This is a genomic window from Geodermatophilus telluris (assembly GCF_900102745.1).
Classification (GTDB): Bacteria; Actinomycetota; Actinomycetes; order Mycobacteriales; family Geodermatophilaceae; genus Geodermatophilus; species Geodermatophilus telluris.
Genome location: NZ_FMZF01000002.1, coordinates 92325 through 111501 on the forward strand (window position 1 = coordinate 92325; position 19177 = coordinate 111501).

Annotated in this window: 14 protein-coding genes; 11 read left to right on the forward strand and 3 right to left on the reverse strand. The window is 76.2% G+C overall.

The annotated features are described in order from the left end of the window. Positions 1-30 precede the first annotated feature (30 nt). Positions 31-1125 (reverse strand): EAL domain-containing protein, encoded by a 1095-nt coding sequence (locus tag BLQ97_RS05665; RefSeq protein ID WP_091364167.1) that lies wholly within the window; start codon positions 1123-1125, stop codon positions 31-33. Between the two features lie 163 nt (positions 1126-1288). On the opposite strand from BLQ97_RS05665, the gene BLQ97_RS05670 reads away from it, so the two are divergent. Then, positions 1289-4024 carry a SpoIIE family protein phosphatase gene (locus BLQ97_RS05670; protein WP_245691891.1) on the forward strand — a complete coding sequence of 912 codons (2736 nt, stop codon included), beginning with the start codon at positions 1289-1291 and terminating at the stop codon, positions 4022-4024. A 274-nt stretch (positions 4025-4298) separates the two neighbouring features. Here the strand turns inward: BLQ97_RS05670 and BLQ97_RS05675 are convergent, their stop codons facing one another. Further along, entirely contained in the window at positions 4299-5528 is a 1230-nt protein-coding gene (locus BLQ97_RS05675; RefSeq protein ID WP_175471604.1) for a saccharopine dehydrogenase family protein, read from the reverse strand. Positions 5529-5644: 116 nt separating this feature from the next. Between BLQ97_RS05675 and BLQ97_RS05680 the strand changes: the two genes are divergently transcribed. After that, positions 5645-7180 carry an amidase gene (locus BLQ97_RS05680; RefSeq protein WP_091364172.1) on the forward strand — a complete coding sequence of 512 codons (1536 nt, stop codon included), beginning with the start codon at positions 5645-5647 and terminating at the stop codon, positions 7178-7180. 12 nt (positions 7181-7192) lie between these two features. Here the strand turns inward: BLQ97_RS05680 and BLQ97_RS05685 are convergent, their stop codons facing one another. Further along, positions 7193-7918 carry a trimeric intracellular cation channel family protein gene (locus BLQ97_RS05685; RefSeq protein WP_091364174.1) on the reverse strand — a complete coding sequence of 242 codons (726 nt, stop codon included), beginning with the start codon at positions 7916-7918 and terminating at the stop codon, positions 7193-7195. A 104-nt stretch (positions 7919-8022) separates the two neighbouring features. On the opposite strand from BLQ97_RS05685, the gene BLQ97_RS05690 reads away from it, so the two are divergent. The 9 genes from BLQ97_RS05690 to BLQ97_RS05730 all read left to right on the forward strand — a co-directional run bounded on the left by BLQ97_RS05690 (position 8023) and on the right by BLQ97_RS05730 (position 19169). Next, positions 8023-10020 (forward strand): putative bifunctional diguanylate cyclase/phosphodiesterase, encoded by a 1998-nt coding sequence (locus BLQ97_RS05690; protein WP_091364176.1) that lies wholly within the window; start codon positions 8023-8025, stop codon positions 10018-10020. Beyond that, complete coding sequence (locus BLQ97_RS05695; protein WP_175471605.1) at positions 10017-10919, forward strand: ABC transporter substrate-binding protein; 903 nt, start codon at positions 10017-10019, stop codon at positions 10917-10919. The genes BLQ97_RS05690 and BLQ97_RS05695 overlap by 4 nt, the downstream gene beginning before the upstream one ends. Before the next feature lie 147 nt (positions 10920-11066). Then, complete coding sequence (locus BLQ97_RS05700; RefSeq protein ID WP_091364179.1) at positions 11067-12815, forward strand: glycoside hydrolase family 2 protein; 1749 nt, start codon at positions 11067-11069, stop codon at positions 12813-12815. A 105-nt stretch (positions 12816-12920) separates the two neighbouring features. Next, complete coding sequence (locus tag BLQ97_RS05705; protein WP_091364181.1) at positions 12921-14447, forward strand: ABC transporter substrate-binding protein; 1527 nt, start codon at positions 12921-12923, stop codon at positions 14445-14447. A gap of 8 nt (positions 14448-14455) precedes the next feature. After that, positions 14456-15388 carry an ABC transporter permease gene (locus tag BLQ97_RS05710; RefSeq protein ID WP_281181391.1) on the forward strand — a complete coding sequence of 311 codons (933 nt, stop codon included), beginning with the start codon at positions 14456-14458 and terminating at the stop codon, positions 15386-15388. After that, complete coding sequence (locus BLQ97_RS05715) at positions 15385-16323, forward strand: ABC transporter permease (protein WP_091364185.1); 939 nt, start codon at positions 15385-15387, stop codon at positions 16321-16323. Before BLQ97_RS05710 ends, BLQ97_RS05715 begins: the two co-directional genes overlap by 4 nt. Next, positions 16320-17318 carry an ABC transporter ATP-binding protein gene (locus BLQ97_RS05720; RefSeq protein WP_091364187.1) on the forward strand — a complete coding sequence of 333 codons (999 nt, stop codon included), beginning with the start codon at positions 16320-16322 and terminating at the stop codon, positions 17316-17318. The genes BLQ97_RS05715 and BLQ97_RS05720 overlap by 4 nt, the downstream gene beginning before the upstream one ends. Next, positions 17315-18385: an ABC transporter ATP-binding protein gene (locus BLQ97_RS05725; protein ID WP_091364189.1), complete on the forward strand. Its 1071-nt coding sequence runs from the start codon at positions 17315-17317 to the stop codon at positions 18383-18385. The genes BLQ97_RS05720 and BLQ97_RS05725 overlap by 4 nt, the downstream gene beginning before the upstream one ends. Positions 18386-18485: 100 nt before the next feature. Next, entirely contained in the window at positions 18486-19169 is a 684-nt protein-coding gene (locus BLQ97_RS05730) for a hypothetical protein (RefSeq protein ID WP_139173462.1), read from the forward strand. Positions 19170-19177: the final 8 nt, after the last annotated feature.

Sequence of the window (19177 nt, forward strand, 5' to 3'; positions counted from 1 at the left end):
CCGGCCGCCTCGCGCACGCCGGGGTCGCGACTAGCGGGCGGCGGCGGCCGAGGCGAGGTCCTCGACCCGCACCAGCCCGAGCACCGCGCCCGCGGTGTCGGTGCAGACGACGGGGTCGAAGCGGTGGGCCGGGGGCCGGGTCAGCGCCCGGTGCAGGGTCTCGGCGACGGCGTCTCCGCGGTGCGCCCGCAGCGAGACCGGGGCGGTGTGCACGGCGCCGGTGCGCGGGTCGGCCAGCCGCAGCGCCAGCGGCGCGCCCGACGGGTCGACCAGGACCACCGGTGGCACCCCCGGCGTGGGCTCGGTCGCCGCGACCTGGCGCACCGGGCGCAGCAGTCCGGCGACGGAGTCCGCGGTCCGGGCGCGGGCGGCCTGCGCCCGCACCAGCGCGGCGACCTCGGGGTGCAGCGGGGCGAAGCCGGGCGCCGGGCGGCCGAGCAGCCAGCCCTGCGCGAGCGGGACGCCCAGGCGGCACACGGCGGCCAGCTCCCCGCGGGTCTCGACGCCCTGCGCGAGCAGCCAGGAGCCGGTGCGGCCGGTCAGCCCGGACAGCACCTCGGCGATGGCCTGGCGCACCGGGTCGGCGTCGACCCCGGCGAGCAGGGCCCGGTCCAGCGCCACCAGGTCCGGCCGCAGGGCGGCGACCTGGTGCAGTCCCGACCAGCCCGCGCCGGTGTCGTCGAGGGCCACCAGGGCACCGCGGGCGCGCAGCGCGGCCACCTGCACGCGCACCGCCGCCGGGTCGGCCACCGGGTCGTGCCCGGTCAGGCCCAGGACGACGCCGCGCAGGTCCGGCCGGCCGGCCAGCACCGCCTGCACCGGCCGGCTGTCGAGCAGGTGCGGCGCGACGTTGATGACGAGGAAGGTGCCCCGGGGCAGCCGCGCGACGGCCGACAGCGCCCGGTGCAGCGCGAGGGCCTGCAGCTCCGCGGCCACGCCGGCGTCGGCGGCCGCGGCGAACCACACCTCGGGGCCGGCGGTGCCGGGGAAGCGGGACAGCGCCTCGTAGCCGGCGACGCGGGCGCGGGTGAGGTCGACGACGGGCTGGAAGACGACGTCGAGGTCGGCGGGGTCGGCCAGCAGCGGCCGGCAGTCCGGCAGGCGGGTGGTGAGGGTGCCCGGCATGTCCCGGGTGGTCGTCGACCCCGGTCTCCCGCTTGACCCGCGCCAGGCGGAGGATCACCCGGTCGGGGGAGCACCCACCGGACGCGCTCGTCCGTATCCGGCGGTGCGCGTGGCACCATGGTCCGCTGCGGCCGTCCGGGCCGCACGCGCACGAGGAGGGGTCGTGTCCGTCCCCGTGCCGTTGCAGGGTCCTGACGTCCTGCACGACGCCCACCGCGTCGCCGCCGCCCGCCGTCTCCTGGTCGAGGTGCCCGGTCCGGCGGCCTACGACCGGCTCTCCGGCCTGGCCGCGCGGCTGCTGGGCGCCGACCACGCGAAGGTCACCATCTTCACCGACCAGGACACCGTCGTCGGCGGGTACGGCCTGCCACCCGGCGTCGTGGGCGGTCCGGCGCTGCTCACCGGACAGCTGTCCGCGCGGGTGGTCCGGGACGGACGGGTGCTCGTCGTCGCCGACGCCCGCGCCGACGACCGCGTCGCCGACCTCCCGGCCGTCACCTCCGGGGAGGTCGTGTCCTACCTGGGCGCGCCGCTCGTCTCGGCGTCGGGCCGGGTGGTCGGCGCGCTCGCCGTCTACGACCCCACCCCGCGGGCGTGGCACGACGACGACGCCGCCCTGCTCGAGCACCTGGCCGCCTCGGTGGTCGCCGAGCTCGAGCTGTCCGCGGCCCGCTCGGCGATCGGTGCCTCGCTCGCCCGGCTCGACGTCGCCCTGGAGGCCAGCGAGGTCGGCATCTGGGAGCACGACCGGCGCACCGGCGTCGTGTCGTGGGACGAGCGGTGCGCGGCGGTGCACGGCCTCGAGGGCGCCCAGGAGTTCACCGACGTCGACCGGATGCTCGCCGAGCGGATCCACCCCGACGACCACGCCGCCGTCCGGCAGGCGATGGCCGAGGCGTTCGCCGGGTCGGGGGAGTACGTCGTCGAGTGCCGGGCGCTGCACGCCGACGGCGGGATCCGCTGGACGGTGTCGCGCGGGCGCGTGGTGCGCGACGTCCGCGGGGAGGCGGTGCGGGTGCTCGGCACCGTCGTCGACGTCACCGACACCCGGGAGCAGTCCGCCCGGCGGATGGCCGCGGTGCAGCGGGCGGCCGCGGTGGCCGAGGTCGCCGCGGAGCTCGCCAGCGCGACCGCGCCGTCCCAGCTGGCCGAGATCGCGCTGCGCGGCGCGCGGGTGCTGGGCGCGTCGTCGAGCGCGCTGGCCGCCTTCGACGGCGACGGCACCCTGCGGCTGCACCTGGGGCAGCGCCTGGCCGACGCCGCCGCCGCGGCCGCGGCCGAGGCCGACGTCGCGGTGGACCTGACCGACCGCGGTGTGGTCGTCGAGCTCGACGACGAGCTGCCCACCCAGTACGCCGCCCGTCACGGCGAGCGCTTCCTGTTCCCCGACCTCGACGCGGCGGTCGCGCGCTTCCCGCGGATGGCCGAGGTCGGCCCGGTGCTGGGCGTGCGTGCGATGGCCGCGCTCCCGCTGCGCGTCGAGGGCCGGCTGCTGGGCAGCTTCGTCGTCGTCTGGGACACCGAGCACGCCTTCGCCGCCACCGACGCCGAGCTGCTCGACGCGCTGACCGCCCAGATCGCCACGAGCGTCTCCCGCATGCGCTCCCGCGCCGAGCGGGCCGCCGCCGAGGCCGAGCTGATGGCGGCCAACCGGCGGCTGCAGCTGCTCGCCGAGGCCGGGCAGGTGCTCTCGGGCAGCCTGGACATCACCGAGCAGCTCGACCGTCTCGCCGACCTGGTCGTGCCCGCGCTCGCCGACTGGTGCTGGATCGTCGTCACCGAGGAGCAGGGCCGGCTGCAGGAGGTGGCCTGGGCGCACCGCGACCCGGGCCGCCGCGAGGACGTCGCCGCCTACGTGCGCGCGATGGTGCCGGGGATGAGCGACGAGCACGCCGCCCGCGTGGTCACCCGCACCGGCCGCCCGCTGGTGGTGCCGGAGCTGGACCCCGAGCGGATCGCCCGCTCGCTGCCCGACCCCGCCGACCAGGAGACCCTGCTGCGGCTGGGCCCGCGGTCGGCGCTGATCGTGCCGCTGGTGGCCCGCGGGCACGTCATCGGCGCGCTGGGCACGGCCAACGGCGCCGAGCGCGGCCCGCACACGCCCGAGGAGCTGGAGACGGCGGTCGAGGTGGGCCGCCGGGCGGGGCTGGCGCTGCAGTCGGCCCGCCTGTACGCCCAGCAGCGGGACCTGGCCGAGGTGCTGCAGCACAGCATGCTCACCGCGCCGCCCCGGCCCCCGGGTTCGGAGATCGTCGTCCGCTACCGCCCCGCGTCCGAGGGCGCGGAGATCGGCGGCGACTGGTACGACGCCTTCGTCGAGGCCGGCGGGCACACGGTGCTGGCCATCGGCGACGTCGTCGGCCACGACCGGCACGCCGCCGCGATGATGGGCCAGCTGCGCGGGCTGCTGCGCGGCATCGCCTACGCCGGTGACCCCTCCCCGGCCGAGGCGCTCACCCGGCTGGACCGCGCTGCCGTCGGGCTGGACCTCGGGGCCATGGCGACGGCGGTGGTGGCCCGCCTCGAGCGGCGGCCCGGGGAGCCGGCGCTGCTGCGCTGGTCGAGTGCCGGTCACCCGCCCCCGGTCGTCGTCGACCCCGACGGCGGTGTCCGCCTGCTCGACCCCGGGCACGCCGACCTGCTGCTCGGCGTCGACCCCGGACGGCCGCGCACCGACTGCACCGCCGTCCTGCCGGCGGGCAGCACGGTGCTGCTGCACACCGACGGGCTGGTCGAGCGGCGCGACCGCGACCTCGACGCGGGCACCGCCGAGCTGCTCGCGGTGCTGCGCGACACGGCCGGCCTGCCGCTGGAGGAGCTGTGCGACCGGGTGCTCGCGCGGCTGTTCCTGCCCGACGCCGAGGACGACGTCGCGCTGCTCGCCGTCCGGGTGCTGTGACACGGCGGTCCTCCGGACCGCACCGCGGCCACGTGCCGTCCCCGGCTGGCGGGGAGCCCGATCGTCGCCTCGTCGCGGGACCCTCCGGGCCCCACTCCTCGACGACACCGCGACCACCTGCCGTCCCCGGCTGGCGGGGAGCCCGATCGTCGCCACGTGCCCCAGCGCGTCCCACCGCACCGGAGCGCGTCCTACCGCACCGCAGCGCGTCCCACCCGACGTCCCACGGTCGGGTAGGACACTCGATGATCAGGTCACCTGATCATCGCCGCCCTCACAGCTCGGTGACGTCGTAGGTGTGGCCGGCGGCGCGCAGCCGCTCGACGAGCACGCCGTCCAGCGCGGTCGCCGGCGTGAGCGATCCGGCGCGGTCGGGCAGCCGGTCGGTGTCGATCGCCAGGCCCAGGGCGACCTCGCCGAGCATGACCGACGTCGCCTTGTACCCGGGGTCGCCGGGGCCGGCCGCGGTGGCCCGGTAGCGCCGTCCGCCCTCGGTCGAGGCGTCGACCACCATCCGGAAGAAGCCCTTCTCCCGGGTCGCCTCCGACGGGCCGCTGCCGGGCGCGGGCAGCACCCGGTCGAGCAGCGCGCGGGTCGGCGGGAACGCCAGCGCGCCCAGCCCCGCGGCCAGGCCGGTGGTGATGCCGGCGGCGGCGAGCGCCCCGGGGAGACCGCGGCCGGCGCTCATCGACTCCCCGTAGCGCATGCCGCGGCCGTAGGCCCACTCCTGCAGCGCGTTGCTGCGCCGCACGATCCGGGTGTTGAACGGCGCCATGACGAAGGGGGCGGTCCACCGGCCGTCGGCGGCCAGCGCGGGAGGGGCGGCGTCCGAGGGCTGCCGGGTGGCCGGCTCGGCGGCGCGGTCGGGGGAGAGGGCGTAGGGGTCGCCGATCAGCCGGCGCACCTCGCGGTCGGTGGCCATCGCCTCGACCTGCCCCAGCATCGAGGCGACCGTGCCGCCGCTGAACCCGCCGCGGACGGTGGCGACCAGCCGGACGTCGGTGAGCCCGCCGGCGCCGTCCTCCCGCGCCCGCTCGGCGAGCAGCCACACCGAGAGGTCGGAGGGGATCGAGTCGTAGCCGGCGGCGTGCACGATCCGCGCGCCGGACTCCCGGGCGACGGCGTCGAAGCGGTCGATCGCCTCGCGGACGAAGAGCACCTCGCCGGTGAGGTCGGCGTAGTGGGTGCCGGCGCGGGCGCACGCCTCGACGACGGGCAGGCCGTAGCGGGCGTAGGGACCCACGGTGGTCACCAGCACGCGGGTGCCCTCCGCCAGCCGGGCCAGCGACGCCGGGTCGCCGGTGTCGGCCTCCAGCAGCGGCCAGCGGCGCCCCGCGTCCGGCAGGTCCGCCGCGACGGCGGTGAGCTTGTCGCGCGACCGGCCGGCCAGCGCGACGCGCAGGTCGGGCGGTGCGCTCCGGGCCAGGTACCCGGCGACCAGCCGGCCGACGAAGCCGGTGGCACCGAGGAGGACGACGTCGTGCTCGCGGTCGGGCTGGCTCACGGCACCCATCCTGGCCGCCCGCGGCCGGCCGGCGCGACCGCGGCGGCTCGCGGTGCAGCGGCGGGGCGCCGGCGCTAGCTTCCAGCCACACCCGCCGAGCGCCGCAGGAGGCAACCGTGGCCGTACGCCCGCCGGACGAGACCGAGGTCGCCGCGCTGGCCTCCTCGTGGGGCATGAAGCCGGACGAGGCGGAGGTCGCCGCCTACACCCCGCTGGTGGCCGCGTTCCTCACCTCCTACGACGCGGTCGAGGAGTTGTACGCCGGCACCGCCCCCGAGGCACCCGCCGGCCGGTCCGGCTCCCGGCCCGACGACGCGGACAACCCGCTCGGGGCCTGGTACGTGCGCACCGAGATCCGCGGCGCGGCCGACGGCCCCCTGGCCGGCCGCACGGTGGCGGTCAAGGACAACGTGGCGGTCGCCGGCGTCCCGATGATGAACGGCAGCCACACGGTGGAGGGGTTCGTGCCCGCCCGGGACGCCACCGTGGTCACCCGCCTGCTCGAGGCCGGCGCCACCGTGACGGGCAAGTCCGTCTGCGAGGACCTCTGCTTCTCCGGCGGCAGCCACACCTCGGTCACCGGCCCGGTGCACAACCCCTGGGACCCCACCCGCACGACCGGCGGCAGCTCCAGCGGCAGCGCGGCGCTGGTCGCGGCGGGCGAGGTCGACCTGGCGCTGGGCGGGGACCAGGGCGGGTCGATCCGCATGCCGGCCGCCTTCTGCGGGATCGTCGGGCACAAGCCGACCCACGGCCTGGTGCCCTACACCGGCGCCTTCCCGATCGAGACGACCCTCGACCACCTCGGCCCGATGACGCGCACGGTCGCCGACGCCGCGGCGGTGCTCGACGTCCTCGCCGGCCGGGACGGCGAGGACCCCCGGCAGCCGGCCGACCTGGCGCCCGACGGCTACGCCGCCGCCCTCGGCGGGGACGTGGCGGGGCTGCGGGTCGGCGTGGTGGCCCAGGGCTTCGGCTGGGAGGAGCTGTCCGAGGACGGCGTGGACGACACCGTGCGCGCGGCGGCCGGGCGGCTGCGCGAGCTGGGCGTGGAGGTGGTCGACGTCGACCTGCCGTGGCACCGGCACGCGCTGCACGTCTGGAACGTCATCGCCACCGACGGCGCGACCGTGCAGATGATCGAGGGCAACGGGTACGGCCACAACTGGGAGGGCCGCTACGACCCCGAGCTGGTCGCCCACTACGGCCGGCGGCGCCGGGAGACCACCGACCGCTGGTCGCCGACGGTCACCGCCGTCGCCCTGACCGGCCGCTGGTCGCTGGAGCGGGAGCAGGGCCGGCACTACGCGATGGCACAGAACCTGGCCGTCGAGGTCCGCCGGCACTACGACGCCGCGCTGGCCGACGTCGACCTGCTGGTGATGCCCACCGTGCCGATGGTCGCCCGGCCGATCCCGGCGCCCGACGACCCGCTCGAGGTCCGGGTGTCGCGAGGCCTGGAGATGATCGTCAACTGCGCGCCGTTCGACGTCAGCGGGCACCCGGCCACCAGCGTCCCGGCGGGGCTGTCGGAGGGCCTCCCGGTCGGCATGATGCTGGTGGGCCGCCGGTTCGCCGACGCCACCTGCCTCCGGGTGGCGCACGCCTTCGAGCAGCTCGTCGGCGGCTTCCCGTCCCCGCCGGCCCGCTGAGCGGCCCGCGCCTCAGCGGGTCCGGCGGCGCAGCCGCCGGCGTCCGTCGGGGCGTCCCGGGCGTGCGCGCGCCAGCCGGCTGCGGGCGCGCCCGGGCAGGTCGACGGCGACCGGCGCCTCCCAGCCGCGCCACACCGACAGCACCCGCAGCGTCGCCACCAGCACGATGACGACCAGCGCCACCGGGATCGGGGCGAGCCCGGCCGGGCCGGCGAGCACGGTGAGCGCGGTGGCCCCCAGCAGCGCGGCGACCGCGTTATACGGGCCCGGTTGCACGATGTCGGCCCGCTGCGCGAGCAGCACGTCGCGGATCACCGCGCCGCCCACGGCGGTCAGCGTGCCGATGAACACCACCGAGGCGCTGGGCAGTCCGGCGAGCTGGGCCTTCTGCGCGCCGATCACGGTGAACAGGCCGAGGGTGAGCGCGTCGAGGACCACCAGCAGGCGGGTCAGCCGCGACAGCCAGCCGGAGAAGTAGAAGGTCACCGCCGCGGTGATGGCCACGGCGGGCAGGTAGCGCGGGTTCGTCAGCGCCACCGGCGGCCCGCCGGCCAGCAGCACGTCGCGGACCAGCCCGCCGCCGAGCCCGCCGGTGACCGCCAGCAGCAGCACGCCGGAGACGGGGAACCCCTCGCGCGCGGCGAGCAGCCCGCCGGTGAGCGCGCCGACCACGATCGCGGCGAGGTCGACCACCGCCGGGACGGGCAGGGTCTCGGCGGCCGCGGCGAGGGTGCTCACGAACGCCCATCCTCCCGCCCGGCCGTCCCGGACCCGCTCACCCGGGAGGGGGAGGCCGGCCGCGCCGGGGTGGACCGGCGGCCCGCGGTGGCCGATGGGGGCGCATGAGCCGCACCGGGCGCCCCCGAGCCGGAGGGACCAGGCTGTTCGCCGCCTACGCCGCGGCCAGCCTGGTGCCGGTGGTCGTGCTGGGTGCCGTGCTCGCCGCGGGCATCCGCCAGGACGCCGTCGACCGCGCGCTGGAGTACGGCCGCGCCCAGGCCGCCGTCGTCGAGGAGATGGCGATCGGCCCGGCGCTGCGCGGCCAGGACCTCGGCACCGGGCTCACCGAGGCCGAGCGCGAGCGGCTGTCGGCGGCCACCGACCTGGCCGTCTTCCGCGGGTCGATCCTGCGGCTGCGGCTGCGCGACTTCTCCGGCGCCGTGCTCTTCGCCGACGACGGCGCCGTGGGCCCGGTCGAGGCGCTGCCCGACTACCCCGCCGGCGAGGACGTCGTCCCGAGCACCGGGCCGGGCTTCGCCCTCGCCGCGGGCGGCGGCACCGACGTGGCGCTGCTCGACCGCGACGGGCTGGCCGTGGGCCGGGTCATCCGGGTGCTGCAGCCCATCGTGGCCGACACCTCCGGGCGCTCGATCGGCGTGCTGGAGCTGCTGCTGCCCTACGACACCGTCGCCGCCGAGGTGGAGGCGGCCACCACCCGCACCTACTGGCGTCTCGGCGCCGGCCTCGGCGTGCTGTACCTGGTGATCGGCGCGATCAGCTGGTCGACCACCCGGCGGCTGCGCCGGCAGGCCGCGCAGGCCGAGCACGACGCGCTGCACGACCCGCTGACCGGGCTGGCCAACCGCGAGCTGTTCGCCCGCCGGGTGGACGCCGAGCTCCAGCGCGGCACCCCGGGCGCGGTCGTGCTCGTCGACCTCGACCGCTTCAAGGAGGTCAACGACACCCTCGGCCACCACGCCGGCGACCAGCTGCTGCGCGAGGTGGGCGTCCGGCTGGCGGCGACCGTGCGGGCGGGGGACACCGTGGCCCGCCTGGGCGGCGACGAGTTCGGCCTGCTGCTGCCCGGCCTCGACGACCCCGCCGGTGCGCGGGAGCTCGTCGAGCGGGTCAGCGAGGCGCTGGCGGCCGAGGCCGTCGTCGACGGGGTCCCGCTCGCCGTGGAGGCCAGCTGCGGCATCGCCATGCACCCGGCCGACGCCGCCGACGTCGAGACGCTGATGACCTGCGCCGACGCGGCCATGTACCAGGGCAAGCGCGGCGCCAGCGGCATCGTCGTGTTCGACCGGCGGTCCACCGCCCCCTCGGCGCACTCCCCGGCGCTGCAGCTCGAGGCCCGCCGCGCCCTGGAGGACGGCGACCTGCGGCTGCACTACCAGCCGCAGGTGGACCTGGCCACCGGCCGCACCGTCGGCGTCGAGGCGCTGCTGCGCTGGCAGCACCCCCGCCGCGGGCTGCTCGGCCCCGGCGAGTTCCTGCCCGCGCTGGAGCAGTCCGGCGTCATGGGCGCGCTCACCGAGTGGGTGCTCCGGCAGGCGCTGGCCGACTGCGCCGCCTGGGTCGCCGCGGGCGAGGACTGGACCGTGTCGGTCAACGTCTCGGTGCGCAACCTGGAGGCGCCCGGCTTCGCCGCCACCGTGGCGCGGCTGGCCGCCGAGGCCGGGGTGCCGCCGTGGCGGCTGCACCTGGAGGTCACCGAGACCGCCCTGCCGGCCGACCTCGCCGCCGCGTCGGCGTGCCTGGCCGAGCTGGCCGCGCACGGCTTCGGGGCGGCGCTCGACGACTTCGGCGTCGGCTTCGCCAGCCTCTCGCACCTGCGCTCCCTGGCGCTGACCGAGGTCAAGGTCGACCGCGCGTTCGTCACCGGCGTCGACGCGCACGCCGAGGACGCCGCCGTCGTCCGGTCCCTGGTCGAGCTCGCGCACGGCCTGGGCCTGTCGGTCTGCGCCGAGGGCGTGGAGACGCCCGAGGTCGCCGACTGGCTGCGCTCGGTCGGCTGCGACCGCGCCCAGGGCTGGCACTTCTCCCGGCCACTGCCGTGGCCGGAGCTCACCCGCGCGGCCGGCCTCGTGCCCGCGCTCCCCGTGGAGGTCCTCCCGTGACCCGCTCGACCCGTGCCCTCGCGGGCGCCGCCGTCCTCGCCGCCGTGCTGGTCACGGCCGGGTGCGACGGAGCCGACCACACCGCCGAGGCGGCGGGGCCGACCGTCGGCCTCGACGAGGCGCTGCACGCCGCGCTGCCCGAGGACGTGCGGGAGGCCGGCGTCCTCACCGTGGCCAACGACCCCTCGTACCCGCCCGCGTCGTCCTTCGGCCCCGACGGGCGCACGATCGTCGGCTTCGAGCCCGACCTGGGCGCGGCGCTGGGCGACCTGCTCGGCGTCGAGGTGCGCTTCGAGGCCTCGCCGTTCGACACCCTGCTCGACGACCTGGCCGCCGACCGGTTCGACCTGGTGATGAGCGCGGTCACCGACACCGCCGAGCGCGAGCAGCAGGCCGACTTCGTCAACTACTTCCGCGCCGGGTCCTCGATCGTCGTGGGCCGGGGCAACCCGCTGGGCATCCACGACCTGGCCGGGCTGTGCGGCCGCAGCGTGGCCGTCGAGGCCGGGACCGTGCAGGTGGGGCTGCTGGAGCGGGCGCAGGGGGCGTGTGCGCTGCGCATCGACGTCCGCGAGGTGGCCACCAACGACGACGCGCTGCTCGAGCTGCGCACCGGCCGCGCCGACGCCGTCGTCGCCGACTACCCGCCGGCGGTGTTCGTGACCACCGACCCGCGCACCCAGAACAGCTACCAGCTGGTCTCCGACACCCAGTACGAGCCGGGCCTGTACGGCATCGCCGTCGCCCCGGACCGCACCGGGCTGCGCGACGTGCTCACCACCGCGCTGCAGCGGCTGGTCGACGACGGCGTCTACCAGGAGCTGCTCGACCGCTGGGAGGTCGGCCACGGCGCCGTCGACGCGGTGACCGTCAACGGCGCCCTGCCCACCACCGAGTGACGCGTGTCGGGGCCGCTCGATGATCAGGGGACCTGGTCGTCGAGTGTCCGACCCGACCGTGGGACGTCGGGTGGGACACGCTGCGGTGCGGGAGGACGTCGCCGGCCACGGGTGCGCCGACCGCGTCCCTCCGGTGAGGTGGACGGCGTGGCCCACCGCGACGACCCGACCGCCCACCCCCGCCCGCTGCTGCGCCGGCCGTGGACCTCGCTGGACGGCGACTGGGACTTCGCGGCCGACCCCGACCTGACCGCCACCGCCGGCAGCGTCGCCCTCGACCGCACCGTCCGGGTGCCCTACGCCCCGGAGACCCCGGCCAGCGGCATCGGCTGGACCGGCCCGCTGCACCGCGCCTGGTACCGCCGCCCGCTGCCCGGCCGGCAGGGTGACCGCCGCACCGTCGTCGGCTTCGGCGCCGTCGACCGGGTTTGCGACGTCTGGGTCGGCGGTGCGCACGTCGTGCGGCACGAGGGCGGGTACACGCCGTTCCGGGTCGACGTCACCGACCACCTCGGCGACGGCGCCGACCTGCTCGTCCGGGCCGACGACGACCCCCGCGACCTCGAGGCGCCCCGCGGCAAGCAGGACTGGCGCGACGAGCCGCACGCGGTCTTCTACCCGCGCACCACCGGGATCTGGCGCACGCCGTGGCTGGAGCACGTGGCCCGCGAGCACGTGGCCGACGTCGTCTGGCGCGGCGACCCGCACACGATGCGCGTGCACGTCCGGGTGGAGCTGTCGGTCCCGGTGACCGGCGCCCGCCTGCACCTGCGGCTGCGCGCCGGCGGCCGGCTGCTCGCCGACGACTCGGTCCGGGTCGACGGCGCGGTCGTCGAGCGGACCCTGCCGGTCGGCGACGGCGGCACCGACGACCGCTGGCACCTGACCTGGGAGCCGCGGCCCGACCCGGTGCTGCTCGACGCCGAGATGGCCCTGGTCCGCGACGACGGCGAGGTGCTCGACGAGGTGGCGAGCTACACGGCGCTGCGCTCGGTGGAGGTCGACGACGGCCACCTGCTGGTCAACGGCCGCCCGGTGCCGCTGCGGCTGGTGCTCGACCAGGGCTACTGGCCGCACACCGGCGCCACCCCGCCCGACGTCGCCGCGCTGCGCCGCGACCTCGAGCTCACCCGGGCGCTGGGCTTCACCGGCGTCCGCAAGCACCAGAAGACCGAGGACCCGCGCTACCTCGCGCTGGCCGACCGCGCGGGCCTGCTCGTCTGGGCGGAGATGCCCTCGGCCTACCGCCCCGGCCCGACGGCGGCGGCCCGGCTGCTGCGCGAGTGGGCCGAGGTCGTGGTCGCCCACCGCGGCCACCCGAGCGTGGTCGCCTGGGTGCCGCTCAACGAGTCGTGGGGCGTGCCGGAGGTCGCCGGCGACCGGGCCCAGCGCGGCCTGGTCACCGCACTCGCCGGTGTCGCCGACGCCCTCGACGGCACCCGGCCGGTGTCGGCGAACGACGGCTGGGAGGCCCTCGGCGGGCAGCTGCTCGGTGTGCACGACTACGAGCAGGACCCGGCGGTGCTGGCCGCCCGCTACGCCACCGCGGCCGACCTCGAGCGGCTGGCCGGCGGACGGCGCCCCGACGGCCACCTGGCCGACCTCGACCGGGCGGGGGTGGCCGGCCGCGCCGTCGTGCTCTCGGAGTTCGGCGGCGTCGCCCTGCGCGCGCCGGGGGACGGCGGCTGGGGGTACGCCGACGCCCGCTCCCCGGAGGACCTGCTCGCCCGGTACCGCGACCAGTGGGCGGCGGTGCACGCCAGCAGCGCGCTCGCGGGTGCCTGCTGGACGCAGCTCACCGACACCTACCAGGAGGTCAACGGCCTGCTCACCGCCGACCGGGTGCCCAAGTGCGACGTCGCGGCGCTGCGGCGGGCCACCGTCGGCGAGGCCTGACCGGAGGGGTCACGGGCGCGCAACGATCACCGGCTCGACCTGCGGGACGGCGGCGTCCGGGCCAGGGTCGGCACCGACGACGCCGACGAGCTCCGGAGGTACCCCGTGCGCACGAACCGGCTCCTGCCCCTCGCCGCGGCCGCGGCCCTGGTCCTGACCGCCTGCGGGGGCGGCGGGGAGAGCGTGGACACCGGCGGCGGGGGCGGCGGCGGGGAGAACACCCTGGTCGCGGCCGTCAGCGCCGAGCCCGACCAGTTCGACCCGCACGTCACCAACGCCTACGCGAGCTTCCAGGTGCTGGAGAACGTGTACGACACCCTCGTCGTCCCGTCCGCCGAGGACCTCACCATGCAGCCGAGCCTGGCCGAGTCGTGGACCACCAGCCCCGACCAGCTGAGCTGGACGTTCACCCTCCGCGACGGCGTGACCTTCCACGACGGCAGCGAGTTCGACTCCGCGGACGTCGTCTACAGCTACCGGCGGATCATCGACGAGGAGCTGTCGAACGCCTACCGGTTCGCCACGGTCGCCGACGTGCAGGCCCCCGACCCGCGCACCGTCGTCATCACGCTGACCCGGCCGACGCCGAACCTGCTGGAGCTGATCGGCGCGTTCAAGGGCATGGCGATCGTCTCGGAGAACGCCGCCGACGAGTTCGACCTGCAGAGCGAGGCCAACGGCACCGGCCCGTTCCGGCTGGAGAGCTCCGACGCGAACGGCACCGTGCTCACCGCCTTCGAGGACTACTGGGGCGGCGCGCCGAGCATCGACGGCGTCGAGTTCCGCTACATCACCGAGGCCAGCTCGGCGCTGACGGCGCTGCGCAACGGCGAGGTGCAGTGGACCGACAACGTGCCGCCGCAGAACGTCGCCGACCTCGAGAGCGACGAGGAGGTCGAGCTCGGCTCGGTCACCAGCGTCGAGTACTTCTACATGTCCATGAACTACGCCGTCCCGCCGTTCGACAACCGGGACGTGCGGCGGGCGATCGCCACCGCGGTCGACCGGGACGAGGTCACCCAGGCCGCCCGCTTCGGCGCGGCGCAGACCAACCAGACGGCGATCCCCGAGGGCAGCCCGTTCTACCTGGACTACGCGCCGTTCACCCCCGACCAGGACGCCGCCCGCCAGCTGCTCGAGCAGGCCGGCGTGCAGACGCCGCTCACGATGGGGCTGATGGTCACCGACGAGTACCCCGAGACGGTGGCCGCCGCCCAGGTGATCGCCAGCCAGCTCGAGCCGATCGGCATCGACGTGGAGATCCAGGAGGAGGACTTCGCCACCTGGCTGGACCGCCAGTCCCAGGGCGACTTCGACGCCTTCATGCTCAGCTGGATCGGCAACATCGACCCGGCCGACTTCTACGAGAACCAGCACCTGTCCACCGGCGGCAGCAACTACCAGGGGTACGCCAACCCGCAGGTCGACGACCTGCTCACCCGCGCCGCCACCGAGGTCGACCAGGCCGCCCGCAAGGACCTCTACGACCAGGCCGCGCGGATCATCGTCGACGACGTGTCCTACCTGTACCTCTACAACCCCGACGAGGTGCAGGCCTGGGCGCCGGGGCTGACCGGCTACCAGGTGCGGGCCGACGCCGCGATCAACTTCGAGACGGTGGAGCTGCCCTGACCGGGTACCTGCTCCGCCGGGCCGGCCAGGCCGTCGTCGTCCTGGCCGGCGTGAGCGTCCTGGTCTTCTCCCTCATCCACCTCGTCCGGGGCGACCCGATCCGCCTCGCCCTCGGCACGCGGTTCTCCCAGGAGACCTACGACGCGCTGCGGGAGCGCAGCGGGCTGGACCTGCCCCTGGTCCAGCAGTACCTCACCTGGGCGGGGCGGGCGCTCACCGGCGACCTGGGGGTCAGCTTCCGCAGCGGCGAGACGGTCACCTCGCTGATCGCCGAGCGGCTGCCGGCGACGCTGACGCTGGCGCTCGCCTCGCTGGTGGTCGCGCTGGTCATCGCGCTGCCGCTGGGGATGCTCTCGGCGCTGCACCCGCGGTCGCTGGTCGACCGGTTGGCCACCGTGGTCAGCCAGTTCGGCATCTCGGTTCCCGACTTCTGGCTGTCGATCATGCTCATCCTGGTCTTCGCCGGGACGCTGGGCTGGCTGCCCTCGGGCGGCTACGTGGCGCTGACCGAGGACCCGCTGGGGTGGCTGGAGCGGCTGGTGCTGCCGGCGGTGGCCACCGGGGTGGTGTCCGGGTCGGTGATCACCCGGTTCGTCCGGTCGAGCATGCTCGAGGCGCTGGGCTCCGACCACGTGCGGACGGCGCAGGCCAAGGGCGTGCCCACCCGGCAGGTGCTCACCTGGCACGTGCTGCGCAACGCGCTGCTGCCGCTGGTCACGGTCACCGGCGTGCAGCTGGCCTACCTGCTCTCCGGCGTCGTCGTCGTGGAGATCGTCTTCTCCTGGCCGGGCCTCGGGCAGCTGGCCTACCAGGCGGTGCGCGACCGCGACTTCCCGGTGCTGCAGGGCGCCGTCCTGCTCTTCGCCCTGGTCTTCCTCGTCATCAACCTGCTGGTGGACCTGCTCTACAGCCGCATCGACCCGAGGATCGCCCGCCGATGACGCAGCTGCCGACCCCCGGCGCCACCCCGGCCGCCCCGCCGCCGTCCGAGCCCCCGCCGACGGCGGCCCCGCCCCGGCCGCGGTGGCGGGAGACCCTCGGCCTGCTCGCCCGCAACCCGACCGCCGCCGTCTCCGCCGTCGTCCTGGTGCTCATCGTGCTGATGGCGGTGTTCGACGAGACGCTGGCGCCCGACGGCCCCAACGAGCAGGACCCGTCGTTGCAGCTGCAGCCGCCGAGCCGGAGCCACCCCTTCGGCACCGACGAGTTCGGCCGCGACATCCTCAGCCGGGTGGTCCTGGGCGCGGCCACGTCGCTGCGGGTGGGGTTCGCCTCCGTCGCGTTCGCCCTGGTGGTGGGCACGCTGATCGGCCTGCTGGCCGGCTACTACGGCCGGTGGGTCGACGACGCGCTGATGCGGCTGATGGACGTGCTGTTCGCCTTCCCCGCGGTGCTGCTGGCCATCGCCATCGTGGCCATCCGCGGCGCCGGGCCGGCCAACGCGATCCTCGCCATCGGCATCGTCTACGTGCCGATCTTCGCCCGGGTGACCCGCGCCAGCGTGCTCGGCGTGCGGGAGGAGGTGTACGTGCGCGCCTCGCGGTCGGTGGGCGCCTCGGACTGGCGGCTGATCACCCGGCACGTGCTGCCCAACGCGGCGCCGCCGATCATCGTGCAGACCTCGATCAGCCTGGCCTTCGCGGTGCTGGCCGAGGCGGCGCTGTCCTTCCTCGGTCTCGGCCCGCGCCGGCCCAACCCGTCGTGGGGGCTCATGCTCGCCGACGGGCGCGGCTTCATCGACCAGGCCTGGTGGTACACGGTCTTCCCGGGCCTGGCGATCGTGGTCACCGTGCTGTGCTTCAACCTGCTCGGCGACGGCCTGCGCGACGTCCTCGACCCGCGGCAGCGCACCCTGATGGCCGGCGGTGGGCGGTGACGGCGCCCGTGCTGGAGGTCGAGGACCTGCGGGTGGACCTGCGCACCCCGCGGGGGACGGCGCACGTGGTCAACGGGCTGAGCTACACCGTCGGCGCGGGGGAGACGGTGGCCGTGGTGGGGGAGTCCGGCAGCGGCAAGAGCGTCTCGGTGCTCGCGCTGCTGGGCCTGCTGCCGGCGCGGACGGCGACGGTCACCGGGCGGGCGCTGCTCGGCGGCGAGGACCTGCTCACCATGTCGCCCGAGCGGCTGCGGCAGGTCCGCGGTCCCGGCGTCGGCATGGTCTTCCAGGACCCGATGACCTCGCTGAACCCGGTGCTCACCGTGGGCCGGCAGCTCACCGAGGGGCTGCGCGCGCACGGCTCGCTGTCGCGCGCGGCGGCCCGGGCGCGGGCGGTGGAGCTGCTCGGCGAGGTGGGCCTGCCCGATCCCGGCCGCGCGGTGGACCGCTACCCGCACGAGCTCTCCGGGGGCATGCGGCAGCGGGTGGTCATCGCGATCGCGCTGGCCAACTCGCCGTCGCTGCTGATCGCCGACGAGGCGACCACCGCCCTCGACGTCACCGTGCAGGCGCAGATCCTCGACCTGGTCGAGCGGCTGCAGACCGAGCACGGCACCGGCGTCGTCTGGATCACCCACGACCTCGGCGTCGTCGCCGGCACCGCCGACCGGGTGCTGGTGATGTACGGCGGGCGCTGCGTGGAGGACGGCACGGTCGACGACGTCCTCGAGCGGCCGGAGCACCCCTACACGCGGGGCCTGCTCGGCGCGCTGCCCGACCTGGCGACCGACGACGACGCCGACCTCGCCACCATCCCCGGCACGCCGCCCCCGCCCACCGACCTGCCGGCCGGGTGCGTGTTCTGGCCGCGCTGCCCGGTGCGCGGCGACGCCCGCTGCGAGACCGAGCAGCCGCCACTGGCCGTCGTCGGGTCCGCGCGCGCGGACCTGCCGCACCGGGCGGCCACCTGGTGCGCGGAGGGGGAGGCGTCGTGACGTCGACGACGCAGGAGGTGCTGGTCTCCGCGCGGGGCCTGGAGGTGCACTTCCCCATCCGCTCGGGCGGGGCGCTGCGCCGCACGACGGGGGTGCTGCGCGCCGTCGACGGCGTGGACCTCGACGTGTACCGCGGCGAGACGCTGGGCCTGGTCGGGGAGTCCGGCTGCGGGAAGTCGACGCTGGGCAACGCGCTGCTGCGGCTGGTCCCGCCGACCGGCGGCACGGTGGCCTTCGACGGCGCCGACGTCACCGGGATGGGCCGCCGCGAGCTGCGGGAGCTGCGCCGGCGCGCGGGGATGGTGTTCCAGGACCCGTTCGCCTCCCTCGACCCGCGGCGCACGGTCGCCCAGACGGTCGCCGAGCCGCTGGAGGTGCACGGCCTGCACCCGGGGCGGCAGGCGCGGGCCGCCCGGGTGCGCGAGCTGCTCCAGCTGGTCGGGCTCGACCCGGGCGTGGCCGCCCGCTACCCGCACGAGTTCTCCGGCGGCCAGCGGCAGCGGGTGGGCATCGCCCGGGCGCTGGCCGGTGAGCCGGACTTCCTGGTCTGCGACGAGGCCATCGCCTCGCTCGACGTCAGCGTGCAGGCCCAGGTGCTCAACCTGCTGCGCCGGCTGCAGCGGCAGCTCGGGCTGACCCTGCTCTTCATCTCGCACGACCTGTCGGCGGTGCGGCACGTGTCCGACCGGATCGCGGTCATGTACCTGGGCCGGGTGGTCGAGGTGGGGCCCGCGGCCGCGGTCGCCGCCGAGCCGCAGATGCCCTACACCCGGGCGCTGCTGTCGGCGGTGCCGCTGCCGCACCCGCGGCTGGAGCGCTCCCGGCAGCGGATCGTGCTGCGCGGCGACGTCCCCTCGCCGTCCCGGGTGCCCAGCGGCTGCCGGTTCCGGACCCGCTGCCCCGACGTCTTCGAGCCCTGCCCCGACGTCGACCCGGCGCTGCAGCCGGTCGGCTCCGCGCCGGGACACGTCGCCGCCTGCCACCTGCACGGGGTGGTGGGCACGCCGGTCGAGCGCGAGCGACCCGACGCGCCGGTGGACGCCGGCGACCCGGCCGCCCGCCGCTGACTCCGGGGTGACCTGCTGGGTCCGTCGGGCAATGAGCCATCGAGCGGGGTGTGATCGTGTCGGCGCTGACGAGCGGATGAAGACGATTACGCTGCGCTGAGTGACGACCACGGAAGGTGCTGTCTCGGGGGATCGCTCGGCACGCGGAAGCAGCAGAGCGAGGAGAGTCTGGGTCCGGGTCGTCGCCGCGTCCCAGATGCTCGGCGCTCTGCTCACTCTGGTCGTGGGTGCAGGTCTGTTCACGGCCCTGTACACCGAGAAATCGGCTGACAACCGCTCCCAAGCCGAGTTCCTCCGGAACGAGCGCATCGAGGCGTACGCGCAGTACCTGGCTGCCGCCGAGGAGGCGTACGACGCCCTGCGCTACTTCCTGCCCGACAGCGTGGAGACGGGGACCGACGTCCTGTCCACCATCACTCCACCGCCCACGGAGATGGCGCGAATCGACGAACTCCGTGATGCCGAGCAAGAGGCTCTAGGGCGAGTGCGCCTGCTGGCACACGACTGGAGCGACGAAACGGGCGCAGGGCCCTCGCGTTCTGCTGACGCCGTGTCGCAGGCGATCCTGTCCGGCATCAGGTGGTTCGACTTCGTGGCCGAGTGTCGGAGTGACCCCGCCCGGGACGAGGACTGCGACGGCGCGGACGTTGCCACCTCACCGGCGCCTGGGTCCTCGGCTGATGGGGCGAGCGAGAGCCGCGTGGCCTTCCTGTCCTACGACGCGGCGAGGGGCCGGTTCACCGCGGCAGCACGGGATGAACTCGAGGTGACGGCGTCCGACTAGCGTCACCG

What these genes read in the sequence shown, in the direction of transcription:
- BLQ97_RS05665 (WP_091364167.1), bottom strand. Translation starts at nt 1,125, where the DNA reads ATGCCGGGCACCCTCACCACCCGCCTGCCGGACTGCCGGCCGCTGCTG.
- BLQ97_RS05690 (WP_091364176.1), top strand. Translation starts at nt 8,023, where the DNA reads ATGAGCCGCACCGGGCGCCCCCGAGCCGGAGGGACCAGGCTGTTCGCC.
- BLQ97_RS05715 (WP_091364185.1), top strand. Translation starts at nt 15,385, where the DNA reads ATGACGCAGCTGCCGACCCCCGGCGCCACCCCGGCCGCCCCGCCGCCG.